This is a genomic window from Pseudomonas sp. PME37.24/025 (assembly GCF_055556615.1).
On record NZ_JBVHNK010000008.1, the window covers coordinates 134,651 to 159,061 of the forward strand.

The 24,411-nt window shown below is 57.9% G+C and carries 19 protein-coding genes; 16 read left to right on the top strand and 3 right to left on the bottom strand.

What is annotated here, in order from left to right; translation table 11 throughout:
* Positions 1-73 precede the first annotated feature (73 nt).
* The 3 genes from ACZ3HH_RS16110 to ACZ3HH_RS16120 all read left to right on the top strand — a co-directional run bounded on the left by ACZ3HH_RS16110 (position 74) and on the right by ACZ3HH_RS16120 (position 3,243).
* Positions 74-1,090: an arginine N-succinyltransferase gene (locus tag ACZ3HH_RS16110; RefSeq protein ID WP_465805798.1), complete on the top strand. Its 1,017-nt coding sequence runs from the start codon at positions 74-76 to the stop codon at positions 1,088-1,090.
* A gap of 61 nt (positions 1,091-1,151) precedes the next feature.
* Entirely contained in the window at positions 1,152-2,186 is a 1,035-nt protein-coding gene (astA, locus tag ACZ3HH_RS16115; RefSeq protein WP_465805799.1) for an arginine N-succinyltransferase, read from the top strand.
* 187 nt (positions 2,187-2,373) lie between these two features.
* On the top strand, positions 2,374-3,243 hold the full coding sequence (locus tag ACZ3HH_RS16120; protein WP_465805800.1) for an isocitrate lyase/PEP mutase family protein: 870 nt from the start codon (positions 2,374-2,376) through the stop codon (positions 3,241-3,243).
* A gap of 215 nt (positions 3,244-3,458) precedes the next feature.
* Here the strand turns inward: ACZ3HH_RS16120 and ACZ3HH_RS16125 are convergent, their stop codons facing one another.
* On the bottom strand, positions 3,459-4,700 hold the full coding sequence (locus ACZ3HH_RS16125) for a M20/M25/M40 family metallo-hydrolase (protein WP_465805801.1): 1,242 nt from the start codon (positions 4,698-4,700) through the stop codon (positions 3,459-3,461).
* 216 nt (positions 4,701-4,916) lie between these two features.
* A complete protein-coding gene (locus ACZ3HH_RS16130; RefSeq protein WP_465805802.1) occupies positions 4,917-5,990 on the bottom strand; it encodes a diguanylate cyclase in 1,074 nt (357 codons plus the stop codon).
* 207 nt (positions 5,991-6,197) lie between these two features.
* Here ACZ3HH_RS16130 and ACZ3HH_RS16135 point away from each other — a divergent pair, with 207 nt between their 5' ends.
* The 5 genes from ACZ3HH_RS16135 (at position 6,198) to hglS (ending at position 12,656) form a co-directional block, all read left to right on the top strand.
* Positions 6,198-7,124, top strand: a complete 927-nt coding sequence (locus tag ACZ3HH_RS16135; RefSeq protein ID WP_465805803.1) for an alpha/beta fold hydrolase — start codon at positions 6,198-6,200, stop codon at positions 7,122-7,124.
* 226 nt (positions 7,125-7,350) lie between these two features.
* Entirely contained in the window at positions 7,351-8,850 is a 1,500-nt protein-coding gene (glcD, locus tag ACZ3HH_RS16140) for a glycolate oxidase subunit GlcD (RefSeq protein WP_465805804.1), read from the top strand.
* On the top strand, positions 8,850-9,899 hold the full coding sequence (gene glcE, locus ACZ3HH_RS16145; RefSeq protein WP_465805805.1) for a glycolate oxidase subunit GlcE: 1,050 nt from the start codon (positions 8,850-8,852) through the stop codon (positions 9,897-9,899). The genes glcD and glcE overlap by 1 nt, the downstream gene beginning before the upstream one ends.
* A gap of 1 nt (position 9,900) precedes the next feature.
* Positions 9,901-11,118: a glycolate oxidase subunit GlcF gene (gene glcF / locus ACZ3HH_RS16150; protein ID WP_465805806.1), complete on the top strand. Its 1,218-nt coding sequence runs from the start codon at positions 9,901-9,903 to the stop codon at positions 11,116-11,118.
* 146 nt (positions 11,119-11,264) lie between these two features.
* Positions 11,265-12,656: a 2-oxoadipate dioxygenase/decarboxylase HglS gene (hglS, locus tag ACZ3HH_RS16155; RefSeq protein WP_465805807.1), complete on the top strand. Its 1,392-nt coding sequence runs from the start codon at positions 11,265-11,267 to the stop codon at positions 12,654-12,656.
* Positions 12,657-12,812: 156 nt separating this feature from the next.
* On the opposite strand, the gene ACZ3HH_RS16160 is transcribed toward hglS, so the two are convergent.
* The gene (locus ACZ3HH_RS16160; protein WP_465805808.1) at positions 12,813-13,490 is read right to left on the bottom strand and encodes a type 1 glutamine amidotransferase domain-containing protein; all 678 of its coding nucleotides are present in this window, start codon (positions 13,488-13,490) and stop codon (positions 12,813-12,815) included.
* Between the two features lie 100 nt (positions 13,491-13,590).
* Here ACZ3HH_RS16160 and ACZ3HH_RS16165 point away from each other — a divergent pair, with 100 nt between their 5' ends.
* The 8 genes from ACZ3HH_RS16165 to ACZ3HH_RS16200 all read left to right on the top strand — a co-directional run bounded on the left by ACZ3HH_RS16165 (position 13,591) and on the right by ACZ3HH_RS16200 (position 24,225).
* Positions 13,591-13,785: a hypothetical protein gene (locus ACZ3HH_RS16165; protein WP_465805809.1), complete on the top strand. Its 195-nt coding sequence runs from the start codon at positions 13,591-13,593 to the stop codon at positions 13,783-13,785.
* A 105-nt stretch (positions 13,786-13,890) separates the two neighbouring features.
* Positions 13,891-14,409, top strand: coding sequence for an Hcp family type VI secretion system effector (locus tag ACZ3HH_RS16170; RefSeq protein WP_460146507.1), 519 nt, complete (start codon positions 13,891-13,893; stop codon positions 14,407-14,409).
* 128 nt (positions 14,410-14,537) lie between these two features.
* Entirely contained in the window at positions 14,538-16,577 is a 2,040-nt protein-coding gene (locus ACZ3HH_RS16175; protein WP_465805810.1) for a type VI secretion system Vgr family protein, read from the top strand.
* A complete protein-coding gene (locus ACZ3HH_RS16180) occupies positions 16,567-17,310 on the top strand; it encodes a DUF4123 domain-containing protein (protein ID WP_465806087.1) in 744 nt (247 codons plus the stop codon). Before ACZ3HH_RS16175 ends, ACZ3HH_RS16180 begins: the two co-directional genes overlap by 11 nt.
* Positions 17,307-22,091 carry an RHS repeat-associated core domain-containing protein gene (locus ACZ3HH_RS16185; protein ID WP_465805811.1) on the top strand — a complete coding sequence of 1,595 codons (4,785 nt, stop codon included), beginning with the start codon at positions 17,307-17,309 and terminating at the stop codon, positions 22,089-22,091. The genes ACZ3HH_RS16180 and ACZ3HH_RS16185 overlap by 4 nt, the downstream gene beginning before the upstream one ends.
* Before the next feature lies 1 nt (position 22,092).
* Entirely contained in the window at positions 22,093-22,620 is a 528-nt protein-coding gene (locus tag ACZ3HH_RS16190) for a CPCC family cysteine-rich protein (RefSeq protein ID WP_465805812.1), read from the top strand.
* 372 nt (positions 22,621-22,992) lie between these two features.
* On the top strand, positions 22,993-23,223 hold the full coding sequence (locus ACZ3HH_RS16195) for a hypothetical protein (protein ID WP_465805813.1): 231 nt from the start codon (positions 22,993-22,995) through the stop codon (positions 23,221-23,223).
* 501 nt (positions 23,224-23,724) lie between these two features.
* Positions 23,725-24,225 (top strand): DUF2247 family protein, encoded by a 501-nt coding sequence (locus tag ACZ3HH_RS16200; RefSeq protein ID WP_465805814.1) that lies wholly within the window; start codon positions 23,725-23,727, stop codon positions 24,223-24,225.
* The last annotated feature ends 186 nt before the right edge of the window (positions 24,226-24,411 follow it).

Here is a 24,411-nt window from a genome sequence, read left to right on the forward strand (position 1 = left end):
TAACGCGTGGAAACCGACAGTGATAGTCAGGTTCGGTGCAAATCGCCGAACCCTTTGATACAGGAGTGCATCCATGCTGGTCTTACGCCCAGTGGAGTTAACCGACCTGCCCCAGTTGCAGCAACTGGCGCGCGACAGTCTGGTGGGGGTCACGTCCTTGCCGGACGACACCGAACGCCTGCGCGAGAAGATTCTCGACTCCTGCGCTTCGTTCGAGAAAGACGTCCAGGGGCCTGGCCCGGAGAATTATTTCTTCGTGCTGGAAAATCTCACGACCCGCCGTCTGGTCGGCTGCTCGGAAATCCTCGCCACCGCAGGGTTCAACGAGCCGTTCTACAGTTTGCGCAACCGCCATTTCACCAGCGCCTCACGGGAGCTGAACATCGAGCATGGGGTGCCGGCGTTGTCGTTGTGCCATGACCTCAGTGGTCATACTTTGCTGCGCGGTTTCCATATCGACGCGGCGCTGGAACGCACGCGGTTTTCCGAACTGCTGTCCCGGGCGCGGCTGCTGTTCATCGCCGCACACACGGCGCGCTTTGCCGAAGCGGTGATCACCGAAATCGTTGGCTACAGCGACGAACAGGGCCAGTCACCATTCTGGGATGCGCTGGGCAAGCATTTCTTCGACCTGCCGTACGTCGAGGCCGAGCGGCTTTGCGGTCTGCAAAGCCGGACATTTCTCGCCGAACTGATGCCGCAGTACCCGATCTACGTGCCGATGCTGCCCCCGGCGGCACAGGCATGTATCGGCCGGATTCATCCCGACGGTCAGGAGGCCTTCGACATTCTTCAACGCGAAGGCTTCGAGACCAACAGCTACATCGACCTGTTCGATGGTGGCCCGACGTTGTACGCACGCACCTCGAACATTCGCTCCATCGCCCAAAGCCAGAGCGGCACGGTGCACCCTGGCTCAGCCATCGATGCCCGCGGCAGCTACCTGGTGAGCAACGATTCGTTGAAGGGTTATCGCGCCATTGTCGCCGAGCTCGACTATCGAGCCGGGCAACCTGTGACGTTGAGCGCCGAAATGTGCGCGGCCCTGAACGTGACCGACGCCAGTGCGATCCGGTTGATCGCCCTGTGAGCCGCCACCGGCCCCGTGCCCAACGACAACGCCCGAACAGGCGCGAAGAAGGAGCTGCATCATGATTGTCCGCCCGGTTCAAGTCACCGACCTGCCCGCCTTGCTGGATCTTGTGCAACGGGCCGCCCCCGGGGTCACCACTCTGCCGGCCAGCGAGGAACGCCTGGCCCACCGAGTGCGCTGGTCTCAGCGCACCTTTGCCGAACAGGTCGAGCGTGCGGACGCCGATTACCTGTTCGTGCTCGAAGACGACGATCAACAAGTCGTCGGCGTCAGTGCCCTGGTGGGGGCTGTAGGCCTGCGGGAGCCCTGGTACAACTACCGGGTCGGACTCACCGTCAGCTCGTCACCGGACCTGGGCATTCAGCGTCAGATCCCCACGTTGTTCCTGAACAACGAAATGACCGGCCAATCGGAAATCTGTTCGCTGTTTCTGCGACACGATCAACGTCATGGCAGTAATGGTCGATTGCTGTCGCTGGGGCGCCTGCTGTTCGTTGCCGAATTCCCCCACCTGTTCGGCGACAAACTCATTGCCGAACTGCGCGGTAGCGCCGACGAACAAGGCTGCTCACCGTTCTGGGACAGCCTGGGCCGGCATTTTTTCAAGATGGATTTCAGCCATGCCGATCATTTATCGGGGCTGGGCAGCAAAGCCTTTATCGCCGAACTGATGCCACGCCAACCGCTCTACACCTGCCTGCTCACCGAACAGGCGCAAGCGGTGATCGGCAAGCCGCACCCGAACACGGAGCCTGCGCTGAAGATCCTCACCACCGAGGGGTTTGCCCATAAGGGTTACATCGACATTTTCGACGCAGGCCCGGTGATCGAAGCCCCGGTATCGAGAATCCGCACGGTGCGTGACAGCCAACGCTTGGAGCTGACCATCGGCACGCCCGACGACCAGGCGCCGGTATGGCTGATCCATAACCGCCGCCTGGAAAACTGCCGCATCACCACTGCCCAGGCGCGGCTGGTCAACAACAGCCTGATCGTCGACCGGCTCACCGCCAAACGCCTGCAGTTGCAACCCGGTAACTCGGTCCGCGCCGTGCCGCTGCGCAACCAACAGCATCAGGCGGTGGCGGCGTGATCAGAAAAGATCGCAACCGCATCGATCATTGAACATCCTGTAGGAGCTGCCGCAGGCTTTTGATCTCGTATCCCTTGGCCGGCAAATTCGTCATTATTCTTCACCCGCCCACGTGATAGCCTTTTGTTCCTTCGGCGTTGACACTTTTGCTCAAGCCCTTCCATTCCTTTGTATTGGTGGAACTCATATGTCCAGGCTGTCACATCAAGATTTGCGCCGTAATTTCCGCCAACTGTTCGCTTCCCACGCCTGCTATCACACCGCGTCGGTCTTCGATCCCATGTCGGCACGCATTGCCGCTGACCTGGGTTTTGAAGTGGGGATCCTCGGTGGTTCGGTCGCGTCGTTGCAGGTGTTGGGCGCCCCCGACTTTGCCTTGATCACCCTGAGCGAGTTCGCCGAGCAGGCGACCCGCATCGGCCGCGTGGCCCAATTGCCAGTGATCGCCGACGCCGACCACGGCTATGGCAATGCGCTCAACGTCATGCGCACCATCGTCGAGCTCGAACGCGCCGGCGTGGCCGCCCTGACCATTGAAGACACCCTGTTACCGGCGCAATTCGGCCGCAAATCCACCGACCTGATCACGGTCGCCGAAGGCGTTGGCAAGATTCGCGCGGCACTGGAAGCGCGGGTCGACTCGGAAATGGCGATCATCGCCCGCACCAACGCGGGGATCCTGTCGATCCAGGAAATCATCAGCCGCACCCAGCATTACCAGCAGGCCGGGGCCGACGGGATTTGCATGGTGGGCGTGCGGGACTTCGACCACCTAGAACAAATCGCCGAGCACTTGAGTGTGCCGCTGATGCTGGTCACCTACGGCAACCCGCTGCTGCGCGACGACAATCGCCTGGCCGAACTGGGCGTGCGCGTCACCATCGACGGCCATGGCGCCTATTTCGCGGCGATCAAGGCCACTTACGACAGCCTGCGGGAACAGCGGCAGATCTTCACTCAGGCGTCGGATCTGAGCGCCACTGAACTGACTCATACCTATACGCAGCCTGAGGATTACATTCTTTGGGCCAAGGAATACATGAGCGTCAAGGAGTGAGGGTTCGGCAGGAATGATGGTGCGGCATCTTCCCCTGATGCCGGTAAGTTAAGGCGCAGAACCTGTGGGAGCGTGGCTTGCCCGCGAAGAACGATGACGCGTAACACCTGAAAAACCGCGGCGCATTCTTCGCGGGCAAGCCACGCTCCCACAGGATTTTCGTCGCTCAAATTTCTTAGCTTACCTGCACCTGCATGGGAGGGTGATCCAGCCGATTACTTCTTGGTCAATTCCATAATCATCCGCGACAGCAGATAAATCCTCGGCGCCACACTCTCAACCTCAGCGTATTCCTCGGGCGTATGAATATTGCCGCCGACAATCCCGAACCCGTCCAGCGTCGGTGTACCCACCCCGGCCGAGAGGCTGGCATCCGCCGCCCCGCCGCTGCCTTCTTCCGTCAACTTGCGGCCAATTTCGCCGTAAATCCCCTGGGCCATGGCCATCAAGCGATCCGACTCCGCCGTTTGCGGCATCGGCGGCAAGCCGCGTTTAAGGGTGGTGGTGACTTCAGTCTCGGGAATCAGTTTGTCCTTGGAAACCCGTGCCAGGTCCTTTTCGATCCGGTCGAACTCTTCCGGCACCGCTGCCCGCACGTCAGCCTTGGCGGTGGCCTGATCCGGAATCACGTTGGTGCGGTCGCCAGCGTTAAGCACGGTGAAGTTGATGGTGGTTTTCTTTTCTGCATCACCCAGTTTGCCGAGTTGCAGAATCTGGTGCGCGGCTTCCATGGCCGCGTTACGCCCCAGTTCCGGTGCGACGCCGGCGTGAGATGCCTTGCCTTTGACCTCGACCATGGCGGTGGCGCTGCCTTTGCGCCATACAACCAAACCATCCGCCGGGCGGCCTGGTTCGAGGTTGAGGGTCACGTCGTGGGCCTTGGCCGTTTTCTTGATCAGGTCGGTGGCGACGTCCGAGCCGGTTTCTTCGCTGGCGTCGAGCAAAAAGGTGATTTGCGCATAGTCTTTGAAGTCGAGGTTTTTCAGGACTTTCAGCGCATAGATGCCCGCGACGATGCCGCCCTTGTCGTCCATCACACCCGGCCCATAAGCGCGGCCGTCCTTGATCTGGAACGGACGCGCGGCGGCCGAGCCTTCCTTGAACACGGTGTCCATGTGTGCCATCAGCAGGATTTTCGCCTTGCCGGTGCCTTTGAGCGTGGCCAGCACATGGTTGCTTTTGTCCGGGGAGTTGGGCACGAGTTCGATGGTGGCACCGAGTTTCTTCAACTCCTCGATGGCGATGTCACTTACCTGGGTCAGGCCCAGTTCATAACCGGAGCCGGAGTCAATATTCACCAAGCGTTCCAGCAGTTTCAGGGCTTCACCCTTGTACTGTTCGGCATCGGCGAGGACTTGTTTATGGGGTTCGGCGAAGGCTGTGGGGGTGAAGGCACCGAGGACGAGGGTCAGTCCGAGGCTGGTGGCCAAAAGGGAGCGAGAGCGTTTGAACGTCATGAATCGATCCTTGTTTCGTGTCGGGGGTCGAAAATACCCTACCTGACTACGACGCAAGGCTCTACACCGGATGCGACATACACAAACCTTAATGACCGCACATCCCCTGTGGGAGCGGGCTTGCCCGCGATAGCGGACTGACAATCACAGAGATGTTGAATGTGCCGCCGTCATCGCGGGCAAGCCCGCTCCCACAGGGGATTTGTGGTGATTGGGTTACACCGAATCGAACAACGTTTTATGCGGCTTGCCGTCGCTGTGGCAAATGACGCGGTTGCGGCCGGTGGTCTTGGCTTCGTAGAGCGCCTGGTCGGCGTCATTGAGCCACAGGGTCGCGTCGTCGTGGGCCGGGTTGAAGGCCGCCAGGCCGATGCTCAAACTGACTTTCAGCGCCGGGTTCTGCTCGTAACCCAACGTGGCGAAACGATCACGCAGCGCATCCATCGCCACGGCGGCGCGGTCCAGCGGCAGGTCCGGCAGCAGCACGCAGAACTCATCGCCACCATAGCGCCCGGCGACATCCGCTGCGCGCAGGTTCTGCTTGAGCATTTTGCTCAAGCGACGCAGGACAATGTCCCCGGCGACATGGCCGTAGGTGTCGTTGATGATTTTGAAATGATCGATGTCGATCAGCGCAATCGCCCCGCCCTGCTGCTGGCGTTGGCAACGCTGAAACTCGATTTCCAGCTGATCTTTCCAGGCACCGTGATTCAGCAGGCCGGTCAGGCTGTCGGTGCGGCTCAGGGCCAATAGTTCGCGCTTGTGTCGGCCGAGGGTGCGGGCCTGACGGAAGCAGATCCAACCCAGGGACAGCGGATAAATCGACAGCAAAGGCAAGCAGGCGTACAGCTGAAACGGGCTGGTTTGCGGGACAAAAGCCGGCATGAACACCAGCAGCCCGATGCCGATCCCGAGTATCTGCGCGACGGCGCCCATCAACAGAAAACGCAAACCGCCAATGGCCACGTTGTGCATCGCCATCATCGACAGCGTTGCCGCGCTGGGCAGCGGATTGAACTGCATGGCGGCCACCCAGAAACCGCCGAGAAACGCGTCCACCAAGATGTTGCGATGTTCGGCACGGAAAGGAACTTTAGCCCGACGCGCCCATTGATAAGCCACATGCGGCCAAAGCAGCCCGTTGATCAGCATCACCACCCAGACCCATGGCGCCGGGTCGAGTGGATACATCCCTGCGCCGACGCACAATAACCCAAGGGCCAGCCCCAGGATTCGTGACCCATAAAGCCTCCTGGCCAGTGAAAGTCCCTTTCCTCCCTTTTTTTCCATAGCGGCCTCTGTACCACTGAACGGAGCCTGACAACACACGGGGTGAAAGTGTGTTTGAAGTCTATCAGGGGAACGGCAAATAGCCATCACCGGTTGGCGGTCTGAATAGCGTGGCATTGCTATGAGCTGAACGCCCAATGTTTGGTCTATACATGAAGGGAGGGATCGATAAACAACCTGCCCTGATCACTGCAAAGGAATAGCCTGATGCTTTTGTTGGTTGTCACTATCGCCGTCTTCGTGGCCTGGAGCTGGTTGAGCTACCCGGCCATCGGTTATTGGCTCTATGACTTGAACATGGCGCTGGAGGCCCGGCTGTACCGGTTACACAAGATCGTCGTGCCGATCACCGAAATGACCGTCTCGACCTGGCAAGGCGGGCCTTACGAAGCCTCCAGCAGCGTGTTGATGCTGCACGGCTACAGCGCCGACAAGAACATCTGGCTGCGCTTTGCCCGGCATTTTGTCGACGACTATCGGGTGATTATTCCTGACCTCGCCGGGCATGGCGAAACCGGCTTCAAGGCCGGCGGTGGCTATGACATTCCGGTCCAGGCCAAACGGTTGATCCAGTTGCTCGATATCTGTGGGGTCGAAAAGGTGCACGTGATCGGCAACTCCATGGGCGGCTACATCGCGGCGTGGCTGGCGGCCAACTACCCGGAGCGCATTATCTCGCTGGCGCTGCTCGACCCGGCCGGCGTCACCGCTCCGGAGCTCAGCGACATGGAGCGACATCTGGCCCGCGGCCACAACCCGTTTTTGATTCATTCCCGGGAAGAGTTCCAATATTTCTACGCCATGACGATGGCCTCACCGCCATGGGTGCCGGGGATCGTGCTGGACGCCGTCGCCCAACGCTATGAACAGCAGCGCGACGAGCTGGAAGAAATTTTCAGCGACTTTCACGCCAGCCCGCCGATGGAGCCGAAACTGCCCGACATCAAATGCCCGGCGCTGCTCCTGTGGGGGCGCAAGGACCGTTTGATCGACGTCAGCAGCGTACCGGTCTGGAGCAAGGGCATCGTCGATCTTCGGGTAGAAATCTGGGACGGTGTCGGCCATATGCCGATGGTTGAGCAACCGGCCAATACGGCGCGGTTATATCGGGAGTTTTTGGGAAGGAAGAACTGATGAGATCCCCTGTGGTGAAGGGGCCTGTGGCAAGAGTTCCTGTGGTTAGAGGTCCTGTGGCGAGGGGGCTTGCCCCCGTTGGGCAGCGTAGCTGCCCCAAAACCCGCAATCGCGATTCTTCAGGCGCACCGCATTCGACGGTTTACGACTGCTGCGCAGCCGAACGGGGGCAAGCCCCCTCGCCACAGAACTCTTCATCACAGGGATCTGTGCTTGGTGGTGAACGATGAACATTCTTTACGAAGAACGCATCGACGGTGTTCTGCCCAATGTCGACAAGGCTGTATTACTAAAAGCCTTGCAGCAGGAGGTGCCGGACCTGGACATCCTTTGGCGCGAAGAAGAACTCAAACCCTACGAATGCGACGGTCTGTCGGCCTATCGCACCACGCCGATGCTGGTCGCCCTGCCCCGGCAGCTGGAACAGGTGCAGGCGCTGCTCAGACTCTGTCATGCCCGGAATGTGCCGGTGGTGGCGCGCGGGGCCGGCACCGGGTTGTCCGGCGGTGCGCTGCCGTTGGACAAAGGCGTGCTGCTGGTGATGGTGCGGTTCAACAACATCCTGCACATCGACCCTGCCGCCCGTACCGCACGGGTTCAACCGGGGGTACGTAACCTGGCGATTTCCCAGGCAGCGGCGCCCTTCGGCCTGTATTACGCGCCGGACCCGTCCTCACAAATCGCCTGCTCCATCGGTGGCAATGTCGCGGAAAACGCCGGTGGCGTGCATTGCCTCAAATACGGCCTGACCGTACACAACCTGCTGAAACTCGAAGTATTGACCCTTGAAGGCGAACACCTGACCCTCGGCGCCGATTCGCTGGACGCGCCGGGCTTCGATTTGCTGGCGTTGTTCACTGGTTCCGAAGGCTTGCTGGGGATCATCACCGAAGTCACGGTCAAACTGCTGCCCAAACCCCAGGTCGCCAAAGTCCTGCTGGCGAGTTTCGATTCAGTGGAAAAGGCCGGTCGCGCGGTGGCCGAGATCATCGCCGCAGGGATCATCCCGGGAGGCCTTGAGATGATGGACAACCTGGCAATCCGCGCCGCCGAGGATTTCATCCATGCCGGTTACCCGGTGGACGCCGAAGCGATTCTGCTGTGCGAACTGGACGGTGTCGAAGCCGATGTCCACGACGATTGCGAACGAGTCCGCGAGGTGCTGCAAACGGCCGGTGCCAGCGAGGTGCGTCAGGCTCGGGACGAAGCCGAACGCGTGCGGTTCTGGGCCGGGCGCAAAAACGCCTTTCCGGCGATCGGCCGCCTCTCGCCGGACTACTACTGCATGGACGGCACCATCCCCCGCCGCGAATTGCCCGGTGTGCTCAAGGGCATCGCCAGCCTGGCGCAAGAATATGGCTTGCGCGTGGCCAACGTTTTCCATGCCGGTGACGGCAACATGCACCCACTGATTCTGTTCGACGCCAACCAGCCCGGTGAACTGGAACGGGCCGAAGCCCTTGGCGGCAAGATCCTCGAACTGTGCGTGAAAGTCGGCGGCAGCATCACCGGCGAGCACGGCGTCGGCCGGGAGAAAATCAATCAGATGTGCGCGCAGTTCAACAGTGACGAATTAACGCTGTTTCACGCCGTCAAAGCCGCGTTCGACCCAAAGGGTCTGCTCAACCCCGGCAAGAACATCCCGACCTTGCACCGCTGCGCGGAATTCGGCGCGATGCACATCCACGCCGGGCAACTGCCGTTCCCCGATCTGGAGCGTTTCTGATGCCGGACTTCGATGCCAGTGAAGCCCTGCTGGAGCAGGTCAAACAGGCGCGGGAGAATGCCACGCCACTGCGCATTCAGGGCGGTAACACCAAGGCGTTTCTCGGCCGTGAAGTGGCCGGAGAAATACTCGATACCCGCGCTCATCGCGGCATCGTCAGCTACGACCCGACGGAGCTAGTGATCAGCGTTCGCGCCGGCACGCCGCTGAGCGAACTGTTTGCCGCACTGGACGCAGCGGGACAAATGTTGCCCTGCGAGCCGCCATCGTTCGGCGAAGGCGCCACTGTTGGCGGGATGATCGCGGCGGGGCTGTCCGGGCCGCGGCGCCCGTGGTCCGGTTCAGTGCGCGATTTTGTCCTCGGCACCCGGGTGATCAGCGGCCTCGGCACCCACCTGCGCTTCGGCGGCGAAGTGATGAAAAACGTCGCCGGCTACGACCTCTCGCGCCTGATGGTCGGCAGTTATGGCTGCCTCGGGGTGTTGACCGAAGTCTCGCTCAAAGTGCTGCCAAAACCCCGACAATGCTTGAGCATCAGCCTGGACATCGACTGCGCCCACGCCTTGGCCAATCTGGCGCAATGGGGCCAGCAACCGCTACCCATCAGCGCTGCCTGCCACGATGGCCAGCGTCTGTATCTGCGGCTCGAAGGCGGCGAAGGTTCGGTCACCGCCGCCCATCAACGGCTCGGCGGCGAGCCATTGGACTCCGGTTATTGGGCCGACCTGAACGAACAACGACTAGACTTTTTTAATGAGGGCTTGGCGCTGTGGCGCTTGTCATTACCCAACAACCTCGGGCCTCTGGACTTGCCCGGTGAGCAACTGATCGACTGGGGCGGCGCGCAACGCTGGTTGAAATCCGCCGCCGACAACATTCAATCACTGGTTCATGAACTAGGCGGCCACGCCACCTGTTTCAGCCATGGCGTCAGCGAAACGCCATTCCAGCCGCTGGCCCCGGCGCTGCTACGCTATCACCGGCAACTCAAGGCGCAACTGGACCCGCAAGGGCTGTTCAATCCCGGCCGGATGTACGCGGACCTTTAGCATGCAAACCAACTTGAGCGAACAGTCCAAACTACTGCCCCGCGCCGAAGAAGCGGACAAGATTCTGCGCACCTGTGTGCATTGCGGGTTTTGCAACGCGACGTGCCCGACCTACCAACTGCTGGGCGACGAACTGGACGGGCCGCGCGGGCGCATTTACCTGATCAAGCAAGTGCTCGAAGGCGCCCCCGCTACGGCCAAAGCCCAGTTGCACCTGGATCGCTGCCTAACGTGCCGCAACTGCGAAACCACCTGCCCGTCCGGGGTGGATTATCACAACTTGCTGGACATTGGCCGCGCCGTGATCGATCAAGCGGTGCCGCGCCCGGCCAGTCAGCGGCTGTTGCGCCAGGGGCTGCGGGCTCTGGCGCCGAATCCGAACCTGTTCAGGACTTTGCTGCAAATCGGCGCCACATTCCGGCCGTTGCTGCCACGGAGCGTAGAGGCGAAGTTGCCCCACGACCTCCCCGCCGCAGGCGAGCGCCCTGCCCCTCGGCATGCTCGCCGGGTGCTGATGCTCGAAGGCTGCGTGCAACCTGGTCTGTCGCCGAACACCAATGCCGCGACCGCGCGGGTGCTGGATCGGCTGGGGATCAGCGTGATTCCCGCACCAAACGCCGGTTGCTGCGGCGCGCTGGACTATCACCTCGACGCCCAAGCCATGGGCCTGGACCGCGCCCGACGCAACATCGACGCCTGGTGGCCGCACCTGGAAAACGGCGCCGAAGCCATCGTGCAAACCGCCAGCGGCTGCGGCGCATTCATCAAGGATTACGGGCATCTGCTGGAGCGCGATCCGGTCTATGCGGCCAAAGCCCGGCGGGTCAGCGAACTGGCCCTGGACCTGGTGCAAGTGCTGGCCGATGAACCTTTGGAACGGGTTTGCGCCGCCACCGACCAGCGGATCGCCTTCCACTGCCCCTGCACCTTGCAGCATGCGCAGAAACTCGGTGGCGCGGTAGAAGCCGTGTTGATGCGATTGGGCTTCAATCTCACAGCGGTGCCCGACAGTCATTTGTGTTGCGGCTCGGCCGGCACCTATTCGATCACCCAACCGGAACTGGCCCGGCAACTGCGCGACAACAAACTCAACGCCCTGGAAAGCGGCCACCCCGAGGTCATCGCCACCGCCAACATCGGCTGCCAGAGCCATCTCAACAGCGCCGGACGAACGCCGGTCAGGCACTGGATCGAATTGGTGGACCAAGTGCTGCAATAACCGAATTGCCTACGTTGCAAGAACAGCCTGCGTTGCAAGAACAGTCCTTGGCAGAATGAAGTTCGTCAGAAACTTCGTTTGTCGGCGCCGCCGAAGGCTGCGATCTTTTCCGGCATCCGATACGTCACTGCGCCAGGAAACTTTTCATGAGCCATCCGAACTTCGTCAGCCCTGACCTGATCCGCCAACGCTTCTCCAAAGCGATGTCCGACATGTACCGCGAAGAAGTGCCGCTGTACGGCGCGCTGATGGAACTGGTGGAACAGACCAACCGCCACGTGCTGGACAGCGATCCGCAAATCGCCCGACAGCTGCACAGCACCGGCGAAATCCAGCGGCTGGACCTGGAACGCCACGGTGCGATCCGCGTCGGCACCGCCGCTGAACTGGCGACCCTCGCCCGCCTGTTTGCGGTGATGGGCATGCAGCCGGTGGGCTATTACGACCTGACCCCGGCCGGCGTGCCGGTGCATTCCACCGCGTTCCGTGCCGTGCATGAGGCGGCGTTGCAGGTCAGCCCGTTCCGGGTGTTCACCTCGCTGCTGCGCCTGGAACTGATCGAAGACACCGAACTGCGGGCCTTTGCCCAGTCGGTGCTGGACACGCGCTCGATCTTCACCCCGGCGGCATTGGCCCTCATCGAACGCGCTGAAACCCAGGGCGGCCTGACTGAATACGAGACCCAGGACTTCGTCGCACAAGCCCTGGAAACCTTCCGCTGGCACCACAGCGCCACCGTCACCGCCGCGCAATACCAGCAACTCAGCGCCCAGCATCGACTGATCGCCGACGTGGTGGCGTTCAAAGGCCCGCACATCAACCACCTGACGCCACGCACCCTGGACATCGACATTGTGCAGGCGCAAATGCCCGCCCATGGCATCACCCCCAAAGCGGTGATCGAAGGCCCGCCCCGCCGCCAATGCCCGATTCTGCTGCGTCAAACCAGTTTCAAGGCGCTGGACGAGCCCATCACCTTCACCGATCAAGCCCAGACCCGTGGCAGCCATAGCGCCCGCTTCGGTGAAATCGAGCAACGCGGCGCGGCGCTCACCCCCAAGGGCCGGGCGCTTTACGACCGCTTGCTCAACGCTGCCCGGGATGAACTCAAGGACTTCCCCAGCGAAGCCAACGCCGCACGCTACAACGCGCTAATGACGCAGCACTTCGGCGAATTCCCTGACACTGTCGAGGCCATGCGCCAACAGGAATTGGCGTACTTTCGCTACTTCGTAACGGAAAAAGGCCTGGCGGCGGATGAACTGAAAGTCGCGTCGCTGGAAGATTTGCTCAAAGGCGGCTATGTGCGGGTTGAACCACTGGTGTACGAAGACTTTCTGCCGGTCAGTGCGGCGGGGATTTTTCAGTCGAACCTGGGGGATGCGGCGCAAACCCACTATGGCGTGCATTCGAACCAGCAAGCGTTCGAAAAGGCCTTGGGAAGGTCGACGATTGATGAGCTGGGGCTGTATGCCGAGACGCAGCGGCGGTCGATTGATGAGTGCTGCAAGACATTGGGATTGCCGAGTCTGATTTGACCAGTCAAATGCACTTTGTGGCGAGGGAGCTTGCTCCCGCTTGAGTGCGTAGCACTCACAAAATCTGCGCTTGTAGGCAGAGTTTTGGGGCCGCTGCGCAGCCCAGCGCGAGCAAGCTCGCTCGCCACATAAAATTCGACCGAGGGCTATCTGGGTTTACTCCAGCTTCGCCAACAAAGCCTTGGCGGTCGCTTCCGACGAGGCCGGGTTCTGACCAGTCAGCAACAAACCATCCGCAATCACGTAACTCGCCCAGTCATCGGCCTTGGAGTAAAGGCCACCGTTGGCCTTGAGCATGTCCTCCACCAAAAACGGCACAACATCCGTCAACTGCACAGCAGCTTCTTCGGAGTTGGTGAAGCCTGTCACGCGCTTGCCTTTGACCAATGGCTGGCCGTCCGCATCCTTGACGTGACGCAACACCCCCGGCGCGTGACAGACCGCAGCCACCGGTTTACCCGTCTTGTAAAACGCTTCGATCAGCGCAATTGAAAAGGTGTCTTCAGCCAGATCCCACAGCGGGCCATGCCCGCCTGGATAGAAAACAGCGTCATAGTCTTCGGCCCTCACGGTGCTCAGCACTCCGGTAGACACCAATGCGGACTGGGCAGCGGAATCCTTGCGAAAGCGATCGGTGGCCGCGGTTTGCGCGTCTGGCTCATCGCTTTTAGGGTCCAGCGGTGGCTGGCCGCCCTTGGGTGAGACCAGAGTCAGCTGCGCGCCAGCATCCTTGAAGATGTAATACGGTGCGGCGAATTCTTCGAGCCAGAAGCCGGTTTTCTTACCGGTGTTACCCAATTGATCGTGGGACGTTAAAACCATCAGGATTTTCATATCGTTCTCCGGTCGATGTCAGGATTGTTCAGTGATCTCGGCGCTGGGTTTGACCTCCAGACAGCGCTGTTCGTTGCGCCCGTTTTCGGGGTGAAGGCTCATGGCCTTGATGCGCAAGAAGTTGCGCAGCTATTTCGATGAGAAGCCCCCCAGCAACGCTGGACGCCAGGTTTATCAAGCCCTCCAGCCCAGTGCGCAAGAAGTTGCGCAGTGCTGCGCAACTTCTTGCGCACCTTTTCAGCTGATCCTTGCCGAAAACCCTTTCGGCGCTGGATTAATCACCTCAATCACTTGATTTATATAGCTTTAATCATTTCTGGCACGGACCTTGATAACAGTCAGGCACCCACCGGGCGATACCGCCTCCCGGGCACCCTAACTTTTAGCAAGGAGCACATCCATGGCCACACCCGCGTACATGTCCGTTACTGGCGAGAAACAAGGCCTGATCACTGCCGGCGCGTTCACCGCCGACTCCGTTGGCAACACCTACCAGGAAGGTCACGAAGACCAGGTCATGGTTCAGGCTTTCAGCCACGACGTGATCATCCCGCGTGACCCACAGTCCGGCCAACCGACCGGTCAGCGTGTACACAAGCCAGTCGTGATCACCAAGGTCTACGACAAGTCTTCGCCACTGCTGCAAGCGGCATTGACCTCCGGCGAGCGCATGAGCGAAATCGTTATCCAGTGGTACCGCACCTCGGCTCAAGGCACCCAAGAGCACTACTACACCACCAAACTGGAAGACGCGATCATCGTCGCCATCAACAACAAAATGCACAACTGCCAGGATCCATCGAACTCGCACTTCACTCACTTGGAAGAAGTGCAATTCACCTACCGCAAAATCACCTGGACCCACGAAGTATCCGGTACTTCGGGTTCCGATGACTGGCGTTCCCCGGTCGCTGGTTAAGTCTGGCCGACCGTTTCAAGCATCGGCCAGCTCTGCTGGTCGATGTTGTTTGCGCCCTCCAAGAATTTTAGCGTCCGCAAGCTTCCCCCGGTACCGCGAACGCCGCTGCACTGCATGAGGAACAAGGGATGTTCGCGCCGGCCAATCAGACTCACTTTGCCCTGACTATCGAAGGTCTTTCCAACGACTTCCAGGTTCTTTCCCTGCAAGGTCGGGAAGCCATCAGCCAGCCTTTTGTGTTTGAGGTGGAGCTGGTCAGTGAACAGCCGTCCCTGGACCTCGAGACCCTGCTGCACAAACCGGCCTTTTTGCAGCTCTCGCCTGACGGCAGCGGTATCCATGGCCAAATCTATCGCGCCACCCAAGGCTATTCAGGCAAACGCCTGACCCGCTACGCCGCGACCCTGCGTCCGCAGCTGTCCTACCTGGCGCACCGCACCAACCAACGCATCTTCCAGAACCTCACCGTGCCGAAAATCGTCGGCATGGTCCTCGAAGAGCACGGCATCCAAAGCAATGCCTACGCATTCAAGGTCGGGGCGATTTATCCCGAGCGCATTTACTGCGTTCAATGCGATGAATCCGATCTGCAGTTCATCCAGCGCCTGTGCGAGGAAGAAGGTATCCACTACCACTTCCAGCACAGCGCCACGGCCCACAAGCTGATATTCGGCGATGACCAGACGGTGTTCCCGAAACTCGCGCCCGTGGCCTATCAGCAAGACTCCGGCATGGTCGCCAACGACCCGGTGATCAAGCGCTTCGACCTGCGCCTGGAAACCCGCACCAGCCGCACCACCCGCCGCGACTACGACTTCGAAAAACCGCGCCTGACCCTGGAAAGCGAAAACCGTGGCGACGCCCTGCCCGACCTCGAAGACTACGACTACCCCGGCCGCTTCATCGACCGCGAACGCGGCAAGCACCTGGCCAAGCGCGCCCTCGAGCGTCACCGCAGCGACTTCCAGCTCGCCGAAGGCAAAAGCGATCAACCGTTGCTGGTCAGCGGCCACTTCCTGGCCCTGACCCAACACCCCAAAGCCAAATGGAACGACCTGTGGCTGCTGACCGAAATCCTTCACGAAGGCAAACAGCCGCAAGTGCTGGAAGAATCGGTCACCAGCGACACGACCCAGCTCAAGGACGACTTCCATCAGGGCTACCGAAACCGCTTCCAGGCCACCCCCTGGGACGTGCCCAACCGCCCGCCGCTGAACCACCCCAAACCACGCATCCTCGGCAGCCAGAGCGCCGTGGTCACCGGCCCCAAGGGTGAAGAGATCCACTGCGACCAATACGGCCGCGTCAAAGTGCAGTTCCACTGGGACCGTGAAGGCCAGACCGACGACAAGACCAGCTGCTGGCTGCGCGTCTCCTCCGCTTGGGCCGGCGCCCACTACGGCGGCATCGCCATCCCGCGGATCGGCATGGAAGTGCTGGTTTCATTTTTGGAAGGCGACCCCGACCAACCGCTGATCAGCGGCTGCCTGTACCACAAGGAAAACATCGTCCCGTACGCCCTGCCGGCAAACAAGACCCGCAGCACCTTCAAAACCCTGAGCTCTCCCGGCGGCGGTTACAACGAACTGCGCATCGAAGACAAAAAGGGCCAGGAACAGATCTTCCTACGCGCCCAGCGCGACTGGGACGAAAACGTCGAACACGACCAGAAAATCCGCGTCGGCAACGAACGCCACGACACCGTCGAACAAAATAGCTACAGCGAATTCAAGGCCGAAGAACACCACACCGTCCACAAAGACCGCAAAGTCGAAACCTGCGCCAACGACCACCTGACCGTGGGCGGCAACCAGCACATCAAGATCGGCGCCAGCCAGTTCATCGAAGCCGGCCAGGAAATCCATCTGAGCAGTGGCATGAAAGTCGTGCTCGAAGCCGGCAGCGAACTCACTCTCAAGGGCGGCGGCAGCTTCATCAAGATCGACGCCAGCGGCGTAACGCTGAGCGGATCGGTGATCAACATGAACTCCGGGGGCAGCCCGGGCAGCGGAACCGGGGCGGCGCCGCTGATGCCCGGCGCGCTTAAACAGGCAGATGCAGACAAGGCGGGGACGGTTCTGAGCCCGGCGCAGATCAACACCCTCAAATGCAACGCGCCATTCGGTGAAGAGTGCGAAAAATGCAAGGCAGGTGCTTGTGCGATCTGATCTGCTGACTCCTCAAGCGTGGTTGGCTGAACGGCCGTTGCAGACGGGCGAGCGTTTGTACTTGATCGTTAGCGCGGCCAGCAATGCCGAAGCGCTCAAGACGCTTTACCAAAACGAACCAACAACCCAGGCGATGCCGATCTGGGGCGGTACACCCTATGCGGCTTGGCAGCCAGTGATGCCCTACCTCACCGAGTTGAAATCCAACTCAAACTTCCTGCCATGGATTGCCGAAATCGACGCCCTCGATTGGGGGTGGCTGGCCGTATCCCGCTCCGAGCCGAACGAGGTTTTTGAACACCTTCGCAGCCTGACTCAAGTGAAGATGCCGGATGGGACTGAAGTGTTTTTCCGGTTCTGGGATGGGCGGCATATCTACCCGATTCTTGAAGGACTCGGCGATGCCGCCGGTGAAGTGCTGCCGGTGTTTGATCGGTACCTGATCAATGGAAAGAGTCTGGAGGTGGGGCCGCGTGTGGTGCCACCGGCGAAGGACTGGCCTTGGTGGGAGGTGCCGAAGGCGTTACTGGATGGCCTGACCAAGCAAAACCCATCGACCGTAATCGGCAACATGATGCAGTGGCTGAAGGAAGATCATGCCGACCTGTACTTCTCGTTTCCCGAATCCAACCTGCGAACAAAAGTGGCGCGCTTCGTAAAACGCACGCCACTCACGGAAGAAAATTTCACCGGGCTGTTGAAGGCCCATCTGGAAAATGAGGTGGCTGTATGAGCATTTTGATGGGTGAGATCGTAGGCAACCTCACGGCAAAACAACCTGATGCTCAGGCCATCATCAGTGACTTCAAGAAGTGCCTGAAGGATTACCGTGAGCATGCCGAGGCCTGGTACGGCGGTGTGCTGGACGCGGAACAGCAATTCAAGGTCGGTGATGAGGTCGACACTCAGGACAAGGACAGCAAAAAGGAAAACACCCTTTATGCCAACTGCCCGGCAAACGGCAAGCTCACGCTTGTGCATAGCTTCGAGTCTGCGCGATTTGTTCCCATCGGTAATACACCGGTAAGGCTGACACCTGTGGTCGATGGCCGGTTCATTGGCAAGAACGAAGCCGGACCGGAAATCAACAAGACAATCGACTCGACCGGGATTCTGGAAGTCGCCGGCCTCACACCCAATCAGCAATACAAAATCACGTTTTTCCCGAACCCTACTCGCGCGCAGATCGACAGCCTGTTCAACTCCTATCAGGGCGTGATCGGCGATTTGAGCGGCTGGTTGCAGACTGAATGGAGCACCCGTTTCCTACCGCTTTGGCAGGCACATGCCGATGCATCGATGGGTGGCCGTGTCCTGCAGGAACTGGAGGCCGCATGGGAAGGCTTTCTGAAAGCGATCATGGGTTTGTGGGGCGATATCAAAAGCCTCTACAACCTGGTTGCGCATCCTCGTGAGAACTACGAGAAGCTGAAAAACTTCTTCACCGAAGAGCAAATCAAGAAAATTTATGACGCCTCCGCTGAGGCCATTCACACCGCCCTGTTGATCGCCAGCGATGAACCACTAATGTGGATCTACGTTGCCGCCATCATGGCCTGGGTGAAGATGCTGCCACCGCAGACATGCACGGAAGTGCTGGCTCAGCTGACCACAGAGTTCCTGCTGAACATCCTGGTCGGTGTCGTCCTGACCGGTGGTCTCGGCCTGGCCGTGCGCATTGGCACGAAGGTAGTTAAAGCCACGCAAAACAGCGGCAAAGTTGTGAAACTGATTGAAGACTTTACCGGCATGCTGATGAAAGTCAGCAAAACAAGCGCCACACCGCATACCGAGGCTGCTCGGCCTTTACTGCTTAATGGCAGTTCGGCATTCAACCCGGCGCGTAAAGCCAACATTGAGATCGCCCCGCCCAAACCCGCCGAAACAGCAACGGCGCCGAAGAAAAAGCCACCTGTCGCCGGTGGAAAAGTGGAAACGGATGCGCAGATCCAAGCGCGCGGCAAAACTGAAAGCGCCACACGCGTAGAGCAAAAAGAGGCGGTCGACAACGCGCCAAATCAATCGAGAAACCCGGCTGACCAACCAACCGAGTGTGCCAACAAAACCTGCCTGAAAGACGACCCGATATCGATGGTGACCGGCGAGGAGTTGCTGACCCTCTCCGACGGCGAGCTGGGTGGTTTGTTGCCTCTGGAATGGACGCGCCTTTACCGAAGCAGTGCGGTCGAAATCGACAGCCGTCTTGGCCATGGCTGGAGCCATTCCCTGTCTCATCGTTTGCAACTGGACGATGAAGGTGTGCTGTGGACGGACAACGAAAACCGCCAGATCCGCTTCCCGATGCCAACCGAACAACGCCCGGCCATCACCAACAGTCTGGCGCAGGCGGCAATTTACTTGGGCGATGCTCCCGGTGAACTGATCCTTACCCAGGCGGGGCCAAAAGCACGCTTCTATCACTTCCGTGCCGGGCGATTGATCACCATCAGCGATGCCTACGACAATCGGGTGCATATCAGTTATGACTTTGTCGACCGCATTCAGCGCATCGACAACGGCGCAGGCCGCGCCTTGCTGCTGCGTTACGAAGACCGTCATATCGCCGCGGTGGATCATCAGCAACAACGCTCCGAATACAACGAGCGCGGTGAACGCCAGGATCCATGGCTAACCATTCAGACCTTGGTCTCCTACCGCTACAACGCGCGTAATCAGCTCGTATCCTCGACCAATGCAGCAGGTGAAACCGAGTATTACCGCTACAACGATCAGCACGTCATTCTGGAGCGGCAACTGGCCGGTGGCGCCAGTTTTTTCTGGGAATGGGAGCGTGAAGGCAAGCTTTCCCGTTGCATCCGCCACTGGGCTAACTACTCGCAGCTGGAAGCGCGTTACGAGTGGGATGACAAAGGTTCAGTGACTGCATACAACTCCGACGGCAGCGAGCATGTCTACGTGCATGACGAGAATGCGCGCTTGATCAGCGAGACCGCTCCCGATGGTGGGGAAACGCAGAAAGCCTATGACGATCAGGGTCGTCTGGTCGCAGTAAAAGACCCGATGGGCGCCATCACCGAGTATCAGTACAGCGATGCCGGGCGCTTGATGGCCGTGATCCCGCCAGAAGACGAACCGACCCGTTACAACTACTTCAATGGTCAACTCATTGATGTCCAGCGAGGTAAAACGCGCTGGAAGTACGAGCGCAACCGTCAAGGCGATATCACCCAGCAAACAGACCCTCAGGGCGCCGAAACCCACTACAGCTACGACCATCAAGGCCGCCTGCTGGAAATCCGTCATCCCGACGGCAGCCGTCACCAACTGGGCTGGAACAATCTTGGCCAACTGCTGGAAGAACGCCTGCCTGACGGCGGCCAACGCAAGTACCGTTACGACGCGCCAGGTCGGCAGATCACACGTCAGGATGAAACCGGGGCCATCACCCATTACCAATGGGACGCCGTTGATCGCCTGACACAAATCACCCTTCCCGGCGGCGCCACCCGCGCCTTCACCTATAATCCGTATGGTCGCGTCACCGCCGAACGGGATGAACTCGGGCGCATCACCCGCTACGAATACGCCGACAACCTGCACCTGGTGAGCCGCCGCATCAACCCCGACGGCAGCCAGCTGCGCTACCGCTACGACAACTCGCGCCTGCTGCTCACCGAGATTGAAAACGAACGCGGCGAGCACTACCACCTCGACTACTACCCGAACGGCCTGATCCAGCAGGAAACCGGATTCGACGGTCGCCGCACCGCCTACGAATACGACCTCAACGGTCGGTTGCTGAAGAAAACCGAGTTCGGCGACGACGGCAGCGAACTGGTGACCGAGTACCAGCGCGACGCTGCTGGCCGTCTGCTGGTGAAAACCCTGGCCGACGGCGAAGAAATTCACTACAGCTACGACGCCCTCGGTCGCCTCGTTAATGTTAATGACGGCAACTGGCCCCTCGCCTACGAATACGATCTGCAAGATCGCCTGATCACCGAACACCAGGGTTGGGGCACCCTGCGTTACGAGTACGACAGCGTCGGCCAACTGAAGCACTGCCGACTGCCGGACGGCAGCAAGCTCGACTACCGCCACCAGCCCGGTGGCCAGTTGAGCAGCATCGACCTCAACGGCTCGCGCCTGACCAGCCACCAGTTCAGCGCAGGCCGCGAACAGCAACGCCAACAAGGCCTGCTGCTCAGCCAATACCAGTACGACGAACAGGGTCGGTTGCAAGCGCACAGCGTCAGCCAACAGGAACGCAACCTATTCCAGCGCCGCTACGCCTATGACGCCAACGGCAATCTCGCGGGCATCGATGACAGCCGCAAGGGCAAACGCAGCTACCACTACGACCCGCTCGATCGCCTGATCAACGTTCGTGGCAGCACACCGGAAAGCTTCGCACACGACCCGGCAGGTAACTTGCTGGGCCAAGGCGACCAACCAAGCGCGAACCTGGCTAATGTCAAAGGCAACCGCCTACTGATGCAGGGCGACCGCCATTACGACTACGACGCTTTTGGCAATCTGATCCGCGAACGTCGTGGTACTGGCCAGAAACTCGTCACTGAGTACCGTTACGACTGCCAGCACCGTTTGATCGGCGTCAGCCTGCCGGGCGGCAGCGTCGCATCCTACAAGTACGACGCCTTCGGTCGACGCATCGAAAAGACCGTCGACGGCCACACCACCGAATTCCTGTGGCAAGGCGAACGCCTCATCGCTGAAAGCGCGGATAACCGCTATCGCAGTTACATCTACGAACCCGGCAGCTTCCGCCCGCTGGCCATGCTCGACGGCGAAGGCCCGCTGAAGGCCGCGCCGTTCTACTACCAACTCGACCACCTCGGCACCCCGCAGGAACTCACCGACTACAGCGGCGAGATCATGTGGTCGGCCAAATACCGCGCCTACGGTAATCTCGCCGCACTCGACATCGCCGAAATAGACAACCCGCTGCGCTTCCAGGGTCAGTATTTCGATGCGGAAACGGGCTTACACTACAACCGGCATCGCTACTACAATCCGGGGACTGGACGGTTTTTGACACCGGATCCGATCAAGCTTGCGGGTGGGTTGAACAACTACCAGTACGTGCCTAACCCTACGGGGTGGGTGGATCCGTTGGGGTTGAATGGGTGCCCAGGGTCTGATGGAGGTAAGTCACAGAAAACTCAAGAGCGCCCGGAAGAGAAATCAAAAGTCGATGAGGGAGAGGTTACAACACCGACAGCAGCGTCAGTTAACTGGAAAGGTTTTTCTCAAGGAAAACTACAACCTCACTATCAAAAACATGTTATCGATCAAAAAGAGTTCGGAGACATCAGTCAGACCGAATATCTAAAACAAGCAAAAGGATTTGCAAAAGAATCAGGCGACTTTAATGAAACAAATGTTGGAAACTTCATTATCAAGCACGACCCTGCTTCCGGGCGAGTTTTTGTCGGCCACCTTAAATCTCGAGAAATCAGAACATTTTACAAGGACGACGGAAGAAGTGCGGATGCATTTAAGTCAGCCATCGATCTAGCCAAAGGACTTTAACATGGAAAGACTACACAGAAGCGATGCAATAAATAGATTAAGCAAAAAAACCTTAAGCGCACTCAACAACGAAGCACGCGAATCATACATATTAAACTGGTGGGGAATCGACGAGAGCGATTTTGAATTTTCTTTTTTATCAAAAGAAATGCGAGATCAATTAATTTTGAATGAAGATCCGCCGAGCGATATTGAAAATTGTTTATATGATGAATTAATACACATCGCCTTATCTTCTGAATATAAAGGCGTGACCAACACATATCTATCTAACGCAATGCAAAAAATGGGACTTGGCAAATATGAGGTATATGGAGATATCGAATTACTAGAAGCTTGTCCATGCTGTGGGTTCCGCACGCTGTCTTCAATAGCAAATTATGACATTTGCGGTCTATGCACCTGGGAAGATAATGGCGTGACAGACACTGAAACATACAGTGGCCCGAACCATATGACTCTCGGAGAAGCAAAAGAAAAATTCGCAAAAAATATGAGCGCAATGCCTTTGGACAAATGGAATAAATAAGAAGAAAACATCCAAAAAATACGTATTCACGAAAATAAATTCGCCCCCTTTTTACCGCAATAAACAAGGAGCATTAATCACCAAGCACACCAAAATCGTGGATGGTGTTGAATGGCATGTAATTAAAGAAAACGGTGTAGTGACGTCATCTTATTCAACAGGAGCCACCCCCTGAAAAATTACGAAAAAGACGAGACTTATGAAAAGCTTCACTCATGGATCGGTGACTCAGAAGAATCAAAATGGACTGAGTACAGTACAGAGCTTGTTGCAAAATCAGTCCTTATAGACTTCAAAAATCAGCAATGGGAACGACTAGAGCAAGAAATACTACAAAAGCCTGAGTATTGGCAACAGCGTTGCGCTGTTTCATTGGGAGAAGACAAAACAGAACAAGCGATTAAACTCCTAAAACTATTGCTTTCCGACTCCAGCTACAAAGATGTAAAAGTCATCACAACATACGAACTCGACTGGGCAGAAGTACCTATAGAAAAAGAATACGTACCTTTCATCAGAGAACTTATAGAGACAACACCTGTTGATGAAATTGAGCCAGAACTCAACAGATTGCTCGCTAAAGCTGAAGCGGCAGAAAACTAATCACAAAAAACCGACCCGACAAGAAAAAAGGTGACAGATTTATTTTCTGATCACCTGCCTCCAAGCGATCATGAAAATAAATCTGTCACCTTTTTCACGCTAAAACGACAGTGAGTGAAGGTGCACCTGGCACCCCAGAGCCTCGGGATAACTCGGCCCACAATGTGGCTCTCTTTGAGCGGCAACGTGCTGGCTATGCTGCACAAGAGATAAATGCAGCTCAACCAGTAGGAAGCGCTCTGAAAGAGGATCCAATGCATAGAGCACCTAGCTATGTCGTTGATCAGATACCTGCAAAGGGAAGAGTATTTCCGCTCAAGGGCGGAGATGGAACAAATAACACGCTCACACAAATGGAGGGGACAATGAACAATAAACGTGGCATTTTCGAATGGATTGTAAACTCAAAACTAGAGCTAACTCATCAAAGGTTCATCCCAGATGGAAAAATAACTGGCAAACCAAACCAAATCCCATCAAGACTGCCTAAGTAGATACAAAATGAAAAGCCTGTTGCTCGATGGTCATTACATATTTAAAAATACTCCATGGCTAAACTGGAAAGAGCTTTTCTATGGATTCGAGCACGGATTTATAGATGAAAAAGGAGTATCAGAATTCGCTTGCGAAGCCTTAACAAAAAAGTCCCAACAAGAAGCCATCGAACTCGCCTCATTGCTACCTCAAGAAAATTATTTGGCAAGCAATTTACTCCAATCACTAGCAGACAAGGACCTCTCACCAGAAACAGACACCACCAAACCTTGGATTTTTTTATTGCTCTCTTTTTTACTTGAGCATCAAGAAAATTATGAAGACCCGCTTGAAATAGTGGAAGAGCTGTACGCAGACTTCGATTACCCAGAAGAAATTACCCCTTTAGTTAGATATATGCCTCCACCCGAAGGAGTCGAAGGATCCGAAGAGCGACTATTTGAGAACTGGAAAATTGCCTTATCGGCTTACAAAGCTTCTTTTGAAAAACAAAATAGGTCCATTTAATAAAAATAAAGACAAAAGAGTGCAACAAAAGAGGACAGATTTATTTTCTACGCACTCATGAAAATAAATCTGCCCCCTTTGCTTCGGATGGAAGTATCCATATCAGCCACCACAATCGAAGTGATATAGCATGATAATAAAAAGCATTAAATGGATATCGAAGTCAGCTGAAGAAGCGGAAGTTGA

Bases quoted from the DNA above. Each gene is read 5' to 3' on its own strand.
- ACZ3HH_RS16110 (WP_465805798.1), top strand. From the start codon at position 74: ATGCTGGTCTTACGCCCAGTGGAGTTAACCGACCTGCCCCAGTTGCAG.
- astA (WP_465805799.1), top strand. From the start codon at position 1,152: ATGATTGTCCGCCCGGTTCAAGTCACCGACCTGCCCGCCTTGCTGGAT.
- ACZ3HH_RS16120 (WP_465805800.1), top strand. From the start codon at position 2,374: ATGTCCAGGCTGTCACATCAAGATTTGCGCCGTAATTTCCGCCAACTG.
- ACZ3HH_RS16125 (WP_465805801.1), bottom strand. From the start codon at position 4,700: ATGACGTTCAAACGCTCTCGCTCCCTTTTGGCCACCAGCCTCGGACTG.
- ACZ3HH_RS16130 (WP_465805802.1), bottom strand. From the start codon at position 5,990: ATGGAAAAAAAGGGAGGAAAGGGACTTTCACTGGCCAGGAGGCTTTAT.
- ACZ3HH_RS16135 (WP_465805803.1), top strand. From the start codon at position 6,198: ATGCTTTTGTTGGTTGTCACTATCGCCGTCTTCGTGGCCTGGAGCTGG.
- glcD (WP_465805804.1), top strand. From the start codon at position 7,351: ATGAACATTCTTTACGAAGAACGCATCGACGGTGTTCTGCCCAATGTC.
- glcE (WP_465805805.1), top strand. From the start codon at position 8,850: ATGCCGGACTTCGATGCCAGTGAAGCCCTGCTGGAGCAGGTCAAACAG.
- glcF (WP_465805806.1), top strand. From the start codon at position 9,901: ATGCAAACCAACTTGAGCGAACAGTCCAAACTACTGCCCCGCGCCGAA.
- hglS (WP_465805807.1), top strand. From the start codon at position 11,265: ATGAGCCATCCGAACTTCGTCAGCCCTGACCTGATCCGCCAACGCTTC.
- ACZ3HH_RS16160 (WP_465805808.1), bottom strand. From the start codon at position 13,490: ATGAAAATCCTGATGGTTTTAACGTCCCACGATCAATTGGGTAACACC.
- ACZ3HH_RS16165 (WP_465805809.1), top strand. From the start codon at position 13,591: ATGGCCTTGATGCGCAAGAAGTTGCGCAGCTATTTCGATGAGAAGCCC.
- ACZ3HH_RS16170 (WP_460146507.1), top strand. From the start codon at position 13,891: ATGGCCACACCCGCGTACATGTCCGTTACTGGCGAGAAACAAGGCCTG.
- ACZ3HH_RS16175 (WP_465805810.1), top strand. From the start codon at position 14,538: ATGTTCGCGCCGGCCAATCAGACTCACTTTGCCCTGACTATCGAAGGT.
- ACZ3HH_RS16185 (WP_465805811.1), top strand. From the start codon at position 17,307: ATGAGCATTTTGATGGGTGAGATCGTAGGCAACCTCACGGCAAAACAA.
- ACZ3HH_RS16190 (WP_465805812.1), top strand. From the start codon at position 22,093: ATGGAAAGACTACACAGAAGCGATGCAATAAATAGATTAAGCAAAAAA.
- ACZ3HH_RS16200 (WP_465805814.1), top strand. From the start codon at position 23,725: ATGAAAAGCCTGTTGCTCGATGGTCATTACATATTTAAAAATACTCCA.